At 65.0% G+C, this 9,958-nt stretch carries 9 protein-coding genes and 2 pseudogenes; 7 read left to right on the top strand and 4 right to left on the bottom strand.

Going from position 1 to position 9,958, the window contains the following annotated elements:
- Together VD964_RS07070 and VD964_RS07065 are read right to left on the bottom strand one after the other, a co-directional pair.
- Nucleotides 1–890: pseudogene (locus VD964_RS07070) on the bottom strand (IS3 family transposase); the annotation flags it as partial.
- Between the two features lie 63 nt (nucleotides 891–953).
- Nucleotides 954–1,109: a hypothetical protein gene (locus tag VD964_RS07065; RefSeq protein WP_324866975.1), complete on the bottom strand. Its 156-nt coding sequence runs from the start codon at nucleotides 1,107–1,109 to the stop codon at nucleotides 954–956.
- A gap of 510 nt (nucleotides 1,110–1,619) precedes the next feature.
- Between VD964_RS07065 and VD964_RS07060 the strand changes: the two genes are divergently transcribed.
- The 4 genes and pseudogenes from VD964_RS07060 to VD964_RS07045 all read left to right on the top strand — a co-directional run.
- Complete coding sequence (locus tag VD964_RS07060) at nucleotides 1,620–2,549, top strand: replication protein RepA (RefSeq protein WP_324866973.1); 930 nt, start codon at nucleotides 1,620–1,622, stop codon at nucleotides 2,547–2,549.
- A gap of 199 nt (nucleotides 2,550–2,748) precedes the next feature.
- On the top strand, nucleotides 2,749–3,378 hold the full coding sequence (locus VD964_RS07055) for a ParA family protein (protein ID WP_324866971.1): 630 nt from the start codon (nucleotides 2,749–2,751) through the stop codon (nucleotides 3,376–3,378).
- Entirely contained in the window at nucleotides 3,375–3,950 is a 576-nt protein-coding gene (locus VD964_RS07050; RefSeq protein ID WP_324866969.1) for a hypothetical protein, read from the top strand. The genes VD964_RS07055 and VD964_RS07050 overlap by 4 nt, the downstream gene beginning before the upstream one ends.
- A gap of 160 nt (nucleotides 3,951–4,110) precedes the next feature.
- Nucleotides 4,111–4,413 (top strand): annotated as a pseudogene (locus VD964_RS07045) (integrase core domain-containing protein); the annotation flags it as partial.
- A 1-nt stretch (nucleotide 4,414) separates the two neighbouring features.
- Here the strand turns inward: VD964_RS07045 and VD964_RS07040 are convergent.
- Both VD964_RS07040 and VD964_RS07035 read right to left on the bottom strand, forming a co-directional pair.
- Nucleotides 4,415–4,789: a hypothetical protein gene (locus VD964_RS07040; RefSeq protein WP_324866967.1), complete on the bottom strand. Its 375-nt coding sequence runs from the start codon at nucleotides 4,787–4,789 to the stop codon at nucleotides 4,415–4,417.
- Nucleotides 4,790–5,008: 219 nt separating this feature from the next.
- A complete protein-coding gene (locus VD964_RS07035) occupies nucleotides 5,009–5,914 on the bottom strand; it encodes a LysR family transcriptional regulator (protein ID WP_324866965.1) in 906 nt (301 codons plus the stop codon).
- 132 nt (nucleotides 5,915–6,046) lie between these two features.
- Between VD964_RS07035 and VD964_RS07030 the strand changes: the two genes are divergently transcribed.
- The 3 genes from VD964_RS07030 (at nucleotide 6,047) to VD964_RS07020 (ending at nucleotide 9,460) form a co-directional block, all read left to right on the top strand.
- On the top strand, nucleotides 6,047–7,387 hold the full coding sequence (locus VD964_RS07030; RefSeq protein WP_324866963.1) for an amidohydrolase family protein: 1,341 nt from the start codon (nucleotides 6,047–6,049) through the stop codon (nucleotides 7,385–7,387).
- A gap of 72 nt (nucleotides 7,388–7,459) precedes the next feature.
- Nucleotides 7,460–8,659 (top strand): arabinose transporter, encoded by a 1,200-nt coding sequence (locus VD964_RS07025; RefSeq protein ID WP_324866961.1) that lies wholly within the window; start codon nucleotides 7,460–7,462, stop codon nucleotides 8,657–8,659.
- Nucleotides 8,660–8,722: 63 nt separating this feature from the next.
- Nucleotides 8,723–9,460 (top strand): SDR family oxidoreductase, encoded by a 738-nt coding sequence (locus tag VD964_RS07020; protein ID WP_324866959.1) that lies wholly within the window; start codon nucleotides 8,723–8,725, stop codon nucleotides 9,458–9,460.
- Nucleotides 9,461–9,958: the final 498 nt, after the last annotated feature.

Raw genomic sequence — 9,958 nt, 5'->3', positions numbered from 1 at the left:
CACCCCGACCTGCTCCAGCCACTCGCGCACCGCCGTGGCGGCGAACTCCGGGCCATTGTCGGAGCGGAGGAAGTCCGGTGGGCCGCGCTCGACGAACAGCTCGGCCAGCCGATGCAGGACGTCATCGGACGTGAGCTGGCGGGCGACGTCGATGGCCAGGCACTCGCGGGTGAACTCGTCGATGATGGTCAGCATGCGAAAGCTCCGTCCGTCGTGCGTGCGGTCGGTGACGAAATCGTAGGCCCAGACGTGGTGCGGCCAGCTCGGGCGCAGACGCACGCACGAGCCGTCGTTCAGCCATAAACGGCCACGCTTGGGCTGCTTCTTGGGCACCTTCAGCCCCTCCCGGCGCCAGATCCGCTCGACCCGCTTGTGGTTCACCCGCCAGCCCTCCTGACGCAGCAAGGCGGTGATGCGCCGGTAGCCGTAACGGCCATACTGGCCGGCCAATCGCACGATGGCGCCGGTGAGCGCATCCTCGTCGGCCGGAAGCACACGAACATGACGCTGGGTCGAGCGTGCCTGGCCGAGCACCCGGCAGGCCCGACGTTCGGAAACGCCAAGGGCCTGCTGGACCTGCGCGACGCAGGCACGGCGCCGCTCGGGGCTCAGAAGTTTCCCCGCGCCGCCTCCTGCAGGATCAGCTTGTCCAGCGTGAGGTCGGCCACCGCCTTGCGCAGGCGCTGGTTCTCGCGCTCAAGGTCCTTGAGCCGCTTGGCCTGATCCAGCTTCAGGCCGCCGAACTCAGTGCGCCAGCGGTAGTAGGTCTGCTCCGAGATGGCGTGCTCGCGGCAGGTCTCCGCGACCGTGCGCCCCTGCGCCACCGCCACCTCAATGGCACGCAACATGCTGATGATCTGCTCAGGCGTGTGCCGCTTCCAACGGGCCATTCCTTGCTCCTCCTGATTTGCCCAGCCTTCACATAGGGGCTGGAGCGGGTTCAGGGGGGCAGGTCAATTGTCCCGGTGAAACGGTGAGGTCATGGACGCATTCAACTCGATGCCGTGACTGAAACCGGCGACATCGACCAGCGCCGGACGCTTTTCACCAAGAGGTGCTTTCCGGACCGCTATGGCTTCGGCGGTGACGGTTTCAGTCTCGCTCATCATCGTCTCAGCAGGCGGTTGACGGGCCAGTTATGCTGGAGGGTACCGCTCCGGTCAATGACTTCGGGAGCAGCCAAGGGGCCATCGGCCAATAGCTGCCGATCCCGAAGGACTTGAGGCTGATCGGCACCTGCGGCAGCGGGATGGCGAAGGGTCAGCTCGGCACGGAATACGCCCGCAAGGGTCAGAACCTCGCTCCGGCCCAGGAGATCCCCTCCGGACTAGCGCTTCAACATCATGTAAGCCCTGATTCGGTCCGATTCGCCGCCGCGCGCCATTGTACTTTCGCGACCGCGGCGGTTCTCCACAGGCCCGGCTTGTACCGTTGCGACCGCCCGCTTGTACTTTGGAGACCGCGAATCGCACCGACTCGGCTTATCCACTGTACGCTTGCGACCAAGCAACTAATAGGAATCCAACTAGATTCCCAAATAGGCTGGTCGCGAAAGTACAATTTGACTCGCCGCCCGCAGGGGAACGACAGTCCTGCAAAGGTTGGCCAGCGAGGGTTCCATGGCATCCGTTCATGATCTGATCGCCAGGGTCGGTGTCGAGCAAGCGCGAAAGCTGGTTCCCAGCGGCGAGCGCAAACTGATCGACACGGCTGCCCAGGCGATGGCGATCGAGAGCCGGGCCATGGGCATTACCTATGCTGGATTCTGCCTGACCGCCCTGCCCCACAACCCGCTGGCCGATGATGCAGTCTGGGAGCGCCAGGGACATAAGGTCAAGCTCGTGATCACGCCGGGCTATTTGCCGGACAGGACAGGAACCATGCAACTGCATGGCGTCCCCTACGGCAGCCGTGCCCGGCTGATCATGCTGTACCTGCAGACGCGAGCGATTCAGACAGGAAGCCCGGAGGTTGAACTCGGCGCCTCCATGAAGGACTGGCTGTCGCGAATGGGCGTGGGCGTCGGCGGCAAGCAGTACCGGGACGTCAAGGAACAGGCCAACAGGATCAGCGCCTGCAACCTGACCTTTGTTTGGGACAACGACCGCCGCGGCAAGGCTTTCGAGAAGGATGCCATAGTCAAGGGCGGCATTCAGCTCTACGAACATGACGACGAGAACCAGCTGCGTCTGTGGGTAGACACCGTTCGACTGAGCGACAGCTTCTTCCAAGCGCTCAAAGAGCATCCAGTACCGGTATGGGAGCCGGCCATGAAGCTGATCGCTGGAAAAAGCATGGCGATTGATGTGTATGTTTGGTTGGCCTACCGTTTGCATGTCCTCGAACTGAAGACCCCGGTCACCTGGGCGGCGCTGTTCGGCCAATTCGGCCACAGCTACCAGAATCTGAAACATTTCAAGCCGAGGTTCACCGAGGCTCTGAAGATGGCCCTTGCGGTCTATCCCGATGCCGAGGTCGATGTCAGTGAAGCCGGGGTCGTCCTCCACCCCTCCCCTCCCCCGATTCCAGAGCGCAAGATGGTCCGCTGAGGCCCTTGTACTTTCGCGACCACGGACCGCAGAGCGCCCTCCCCCGCCTCTCCCGCATTGTATTTTCGCGACCACCATTCCGGTAACAGGCGAATTGCCCTTTAGCCGAGCCTTCGCTAAAGTGGCCGCCGTCTGACAGCGAGGCAAAGGTCCGTTAACCGGTTAACGCTTTGCTCAGCGCGATCAACCGGAGATTCTGATGAAGCAACTCCTGGTGCTCGGCCCAAAGGGCGGTGCCGGCAAGACGACGACAGCCAGAAACATGGCCGTGGCTGCCGTATTGAGCGGCTTGCGAGTGGCCGTGCTCGACGCTGATCGTCAGCGGACCTTGAGCAAATGGCTGGAGCGGCGCCCCGACACCCTGCCCTTGATCCAGAGCTTTGAAGTGCCGATGCGCGACATCGACAGCGCGCCGGAGCCGATCGAGGATATCGACCTGCTGATTGTCGATACGCCGGCCTCGGTTGAGGATCACCCCGGCGCGCTGAAGTCGCTGATCGAGGCCGCCGACCTGATCCTGCTGCCCTCCGGTGTCCGGGGAGAAGAGATGGACTCCCTGAAGGATACGCTGAAAGCGGTCAGGCCGTTCGCCCGTCCGATGGTGGTCCTGCTGAACGGGGTGAAACCCAAGCAGGTCGAGACGAGCGCCGCCTATCGTGGCTTGGCCGTCGGAGTCACGGTAGCTCCTGCCCTCATACCGGATCTCGCCGAGGTGCATCGGACCTACGATGTCGGGATCGGTGTTGTGGAGCTGCGCGGCGCCAAGACGGCTGATATGTGGTGGGAAAACTGGCGGTTCATCGCCGATGTTCTGGGAGTGAAACAGTGAAGCTGGACGGAAAGGTCAAGCTGCCTCGCCCCGCCCCGGACCGATACGCCGGTCTGTTCGCCGACGATGGCACCGGTCGGCCGCAGGAGGTTATCACCTTCCATTCGCGAACACACACCGTCGAGCGGATCAAGGCTCTGTGGGAGCGAGCCAGGGACGACTTCCTGGCGATCGGCCGATGGTTGGTGGTCGCCAAGGAGCGCATGGAGCACGGTGAGTATGAGGCGATGGTGCGGGCCGAGCTGCCCTTTAGTCCATCAAGAGCCAGGCAGTTGCGCACTGTGGCCGAGTTCGTTGACAGCGGGCGCATTCCGCTCGAACGGTTGCCTCCAGCGGACTCCGTGATCTACGAGATCGCCACCCTGTCAGACGATGAGCTGGCCGCCGCCGAACCCGACATCCGCCCCTCCCTCACCCGCGTTGAGGCCAAGGCGTTCAAGAAGAAGCGCATCGATACCAGGGCGCCGGGCGCAACACCCGACAGAGCGGCCCTGGTAAGGCGTATCGAGCGCTTGAAGCAGGAGTTGGCGGAGGCTCAAGCCCAGCTGACCAAGATCGATCAGGGCAGCTGACCTCGCCCCGACTGAGTGAACCGCACCGGGTATCCTGGAGGCCCCACCTTCTGAAAGAGTGGGGTCATCATGATGAAACCTGCATCAGCCAAATTCGCCCCTGAAGTCCGCGAGCGCGCGGTTCGGATTGTGTTCGAACACGAAGGCGAGCATGCCTCGCAGTGGATATGTCGCTGTTCGATACACCGAGCGCCTGACCAATGCCGGTGTCGAGCCCTCCGTCGGTAGCGTCGGCGATTCCTACGACAACTCCTTGGTCGTAACCATCAACGGCCTCTACAAGACCGAGGTGATCCGCCGCCGTGGGCCATGGCGCACCCTGGAAGCCGTCGAGTTCGCAACCCTGGAATGGGTGGACTGGTTCAACCACCGACGCCTCCTCAAACCCATCGGCAACATTCCTCCTGCCGAGGCCGAAGCGCGCTACTATGCCCAAACCGAGGACGTCGCTATGGCGGCGTGACTCAGCACAAATGGCCTCCGCGAAACCCGGGGTGGTTCAGGGTGCCCCTCAGCGCTTGGGGATCCTGTGCTTTCCTTCTGGTGCGCTCGGCGGCTTGGCGCTTGTGCTGCAGGCGGGTGACGGCGCCCGCCGTGTAGCCGCGCCGCTGCACGCCCCAGGACGCCTCAAAGATCTCGATCGTCGGATCGACAAAGCCAAGGCCCTCGACCGGCTCGGCATCGAGGGTGGGGCGGCCATCAACCACCGCAAGCCCGTGGGCTTGGACACGGCTCAGCCAGGAGCGGGGCACGGAGATGGCAAAAATCGTAACTGTGGCGGGCCAGCCCTTGTAGGCCCAGCGATAGACTAACCCGGTCCTTGCTGCGATGGATGGCAAGGTCGACCGCTGCCGGGGGCGTCGCTCAGGACAATTTCCGTGCCGTGGCCGTGCGGGGAGATCCGCAGGCTGAGAAGGGGCCGCGTGGTTGATGGCGGTCCGGCGCTTGGGTCCAGGCGCTCGGCTTTGGCCTTGCTCAGGGCGAGTGTCAGCGCCGCGCTCGATGGCGCTCGGGATCGCGCCGCTTATGGAAGCGGTGAGCCGAAATTCTGGTGAACTTTAGAGGCTTCGAACGATCCTGTCGCAATAGTCGATGAATGCCCGGACCTTGGCCGGCGGATGCTGGCGCGAGGGATGGTAGACGAAAAGCGGGAAGCGTTCACCGTGCCAGTCGGGGAACAGATCGATCAGCGCGCCCGACGCCAGCCGCGCACCGACACCCCATCCGATCACCTGCGCGATGCCGGTGCCTGCCAGACACTCCTCCAGCAACGATTTGGGATCGGTGAAGGTCAGCGGTCCCGTCGTCGGCACCTCGATCGTTTCGGCGCCGCGGATGAACTCCCAACCGAAGGGACGCCCCGACGAGGGGTCGATGAACTGCAGGCAGCGATGCCCGGTGAGCTCCAATGGATGCGCGGGCCTACCGTAGCGGCCGAGATAGGCGGGTGACGCCACGGTGAGGATCGGCGCCTCGACGAGTTGGCGCGAAATCAAGGTCGCTCCGCGCGGTTGGCCGAACCGGATGGCGAGATCGATGCCGTCCGCCACCAGATCACCGAAATGGTCGCGCGTCACGAACTCGATGCTCAGCTCAGGGTGGCGATCGCAGAACGGGCCGAGTTGTCCGGCAAGCACCAGCGGCAGGAAGAAGGGGTCGATATCGACCCGCAAACGCCCCCGCACTGCCGAGGCGGCGCCGGAGACCGACACCGCGGCGGCCTCGATGGCGTCGAGATGCGGTTTCGCCTCCTCGTAGAAGCGCCGGCCCTCGTCGGTCAGCGTGACCGACCGTGTCGTGCGATCGAGCAGGCGAACGCCCAGCCGCGCTTCGAGCCGGGCGATCGACCGGCTGACCCCGGAGTCGGTGAGTCCGATCAGTTCAGCGGCTTTGACGAAGCTGCCCGCTTCGACCACGGCCGTCAGCACGCTGACCCCGGACAGGATCCGTCCATCGAAGGACATGCGATGTTCCATCCCATCCGTATCTGATTTTCTGTCAGGAATGATCTGACACAATCTCACTTAATTCAAGAGTGGTTCCGGGCGATATCGCTTGCGAGGCATCAGGGCCCCAAGCCACGAAAGGACCGGATCATGACGCAGAGCAATTCCCGCACGCTTTTCAAAGGCGGCACGATCATCACCATGGACAGGGCGACGGCCGCGCCGCCAGTGGGCGACGTGCTGGTCGAGGGAGACCGGATCGCCGCTATCGGTGTGAACCTGTCCGCTGCGGACGCGCAGGTCATCGACGCCGCCGGCAGCATCGTCATGCCCGGGCTGATCGACGCCCACCATCACATGTGGCTCGGCGTGATGCGGCGGATGATGCCGGATGTCGACGACCTCTTCGCCTATATCGACGTCGTCGCCGAGACGCTGGGCGCGCATTACCGCCCGCTCGACATGTATCTGAGCACCAGACTGACGGCGCTCGCCTGCCTCGACGCCGGCATCACCACGGTCATCGATGCCTGTCACAGCGCGCGTAGCCCGGAACACACCGATGCCGCCCTCGACGCGCTGGACGGCAGCGGCATCCGCGCCCTCCATATGGTCGGCGCCGCGATGGACAAAGGGGCGTCGGCCGCGCACATCCCGGCCGATCTGAAGCGTCTGGCCGACAATTGGAACCAGGGCGACGGGCTGGTGCGGGTGGGGCTGTTCGGCCAGTTCAACATCGACTGGTGGCGGGCCGCCCGCGCGCTCGACATGCGCATCCTCACCGAATTCATCGGCGATCTGGCGACGCTGGGACCGGCGTTCGACGAGCCGGGCCTGCTGGGCAGCCACAACATCTTCAATCACTGCACGCGCCTGCCGGAGGAAACCTGGAAGCGCCTCGCCGTCGCCGGCGTCAACGTGACGGTCAATCCGCGCTCCGACGCTCTCTTCGGCTTCGACGACGCGGGCTTCGCCTGGCAGCAGGCGGTCGATCATGGACTGGCGCCCGCGCTCGGCATCGATCTCGACACCGCCTTCGGCAGCGACCTGTTCGGCGAGATGCACGCGCTGTTCGGCCAGCAGCGCTCGGCCATGCGCTATCGCCGGTTCCGGGGCGAGGAAACCGTCCCCGCACCGATCTCCGTTGAGGCCGTGCTGGAGTCCGCCACCGTCAACGGCGCGCGTGCCGCCGGCCTCCAGGATCGGATCGGCAGACTGGTGGTCGGCCATCAGGCGGACATCGTGATGGTGCGCACCGACGACGTCGCCGTCTTCCCCGTCACCGACGCGATCGGGACCATCGTCCATGCGGTGGAGCGCTCCAACGTCGACACGGTCATGGTGGCGGGCGGCATCCGCAAGCGCGGTGGCACGCTCGTCGGCGTCGATCTGCCGAAGCTGCGGGCCGAGGTGAACGGCTCGCTCGGCCACCTGCTCCAGGCCAGCGGCTACCGGCCGGGGCGCTCCGGCATGGGCGCAAAGGCGGCCTGATCGAACGGGGGCGCCGCTTCCTTGTGGGCGGCGTCTCCTTAATCACATCTGTGAACCTTCACGGAGGATGGCATGTCGGCAACTGCCGTCAAGGATGCGGGCCGGCCCGATACCGCGCCGCAATTCCTTTCCCGTCCCGCGCCGGGCATCATCGCGTCCCTGTTCTGCGGCTATCTCGCCGTCGGGCTGCCGCTGCCGGTGCTCCCGCTCTTCATCCACGACAAGCTGGGCTTCAGCACCTTGATCGTCGGACTGGTGATCGGCATCCAGTTCCTGGCGACCGTGCTGACGCGCGGCTATGCCGGCCGTGTCACCGACCAGCATGGCGACAAACGCTCGGCGTTGCAGGGAGCCGCGATCAGCGCATTCGCCGGCCTGCTCTATCTTGTCGCAGCCCTGCCGGGGATTTCGCCGGGCATCGGTCTCGCGATCGTCGTGGTGGGCCGGCTGGCGGCCGGTCTCGGCGAAAGTCAGTTCGTCACCGGTTGCGTCTCCTGGTCGATCGCCTCGGTCGGACCGCAGCGGGCTGGCATGTCGATGTCCTGGACCGGCATCGCGATGTTCGCCGCGCTCGCCATCGGCTCGCCTGTCGGCATGCTGCTTTACCAGGGCTATGGTCTCGAGATGGCGATGGTCGCCTGCATCGTCGCACCGCTCGCCTCCATCGCCATCGCCTTGCGCCAAACTTCCTATGCCACGCCCGCCGGTCCCCGGCTGCCCTTCCACAAGGTGGTCGGCCAGATCTGGCGCGAAGGGGTCGGCCTGATGCTGCAGGGGGTCGGCCTCTCGGGGCTGACGGCCTTCGCCTCGCTCTATTTCGCGGCACGTCACTGGAACAGCGCAGGTCTGGTCATGACCGCCTTCGGCGTCGGTTTCATCGCGGTGCGCGTCGTTTTCGGCAGCCTGCCCGACCGGACGGGCGGCTATCGAGTCGCACTGTGGTCGCTCGTGATCGAGGCCGTCGGGCAGGTGATGATCTGGTCGGCGTCGACCGACGTCATGGCGCTCGCCGGCGCCCTGGTGACGGGCCTCGGTTGTGCCCTGGTCTTTCCGGCGCTCGGCGTGGAGGCGTTGAAGCGCGTGCCGCCCGCCAGTCGTGGCAGCGCCATGGGCGCCTTCGTCGCCTTCCTTGACATCGCCTATGGCGTTTCGGGTCCGGTGGCGGGCCTGATCGCTGACCAATTTCGCTTTGCCGCCGTTTACCTGTTCGGTGCGGCCTGCGCATTGGCCGGCGCCGCCCTGGCGGTCGCGGCGCGTGGCTCACGCTCCTGAACATTCCCCATCGGAAGGAATTCTCCATGTCCCGCATCTTCATTTCCGGCTCATCAACCGGGCTTGGCCTCATGGCTGCGGAATTGCTCACCAAAAAAAGGCCATCAGGTCGTCCTGCATGCCCGCAACGTTGACCGGGCCGCGGATGCCCGCAACGCCTTGCCACAAGCCGAAGCTGTCGTGGTCGGTGACGTTTCGACCATCGCCGGCACGAAGAAGGTCGGCGCACAGGTCAATGCGCTCGGCAGGTTCGACGCTGTCATCCACAATGCCGCCGTCGGCTATCGTGAGGCGCACCGCCTGACGGCCGACGGCCTGCCGCACGTCTTCGCGATCAACACGTTGTCGGCCTACATCCTGACGGCTCTGATCGACCGCCCGCAGCGGCTCGTCTATCTGTCGTCCGGCATGCATCACCATGTCGACGCCAATCTCGACGACATCCTGTGGAAGAAGCGCCGCTGGAACGGCTCGGAAGCTTACGCTGAGAGTAAGCTGCACGACGCGATGCTGGCCTTCGCCATCGCCCGCCGCTGGCCGGAGGTCTTCAGCAATTCCCTGGAGCCAGGCTGGGTCCCGACCAGGATGGGCGGCCCCGGTGCGCCTGATGACATGGATCAGGCGCATCTGACCCAGGCGTGGCTTGCCGCCGGCGACGATCCCAGGGCGGATGCGACGGGAGAGTATTTCTATCACAGGAAGCGCATGTCGCCGAACCCGCAGGCGCGGGATCCCGATCTTCAGGATCGGCTGACCGCCCTCTGCGCCGAAATCTCCGGTGTGGCGGTGCCCAAGGCATAAACAGAATCGTCGCCCGACACGAAGGGGCGCACCGACTGCAGCACCGGGGCGAGATGAGGGCGGGTGCGGTGATGATAGCTGCCGGGGACCGCCATCAGGTCGTAGGGTCGGGTGCGCATCCGGCTGGCACCAGCATGCGGCGCGGGCGGCCGAGGGCGCGTTCGGCGGCGAGCAGGGCAGGGAGAAGGGAAAGGGGGATCATCGCGGCTCCGGAAAAGCCATGCCAGGATAGCCGATTGCAGTGATTTTTGTTAACTGCATCGACATCGGACATCCAGAAAACCGCGCTTTGATAACGTCATGATAATGACAGTTATCAATGCGTTATTCAGCCGCTGGACTGGCAGGCGCCGCGCCGCTAGGATGGCGCCATGCCCACCCACCGCACGCCGACGGCCACAGAGGCCGCCATTCCCTTCGCGTTTGAGCCTGCCCTGTCAGTCGGTGACGTTGACCGCCTCCGCGCCGCCTTCGCCACGCGCGCCATGGCGGCGTCCA

Source organism: Azospirillum sp., from assembly GCF_035628975.1.
In the GTDB taxonomy this organism is placed as follows: Bacteria; Pseudomonadota; Alphaproteobacteria; order Azospirillales; family Azospirillaceae; genus Azospirillum.
Note: the sequence above shows the minus strand (reverse complement) of the source record. Positions and strands in the feature narration are given on the sequence as shown.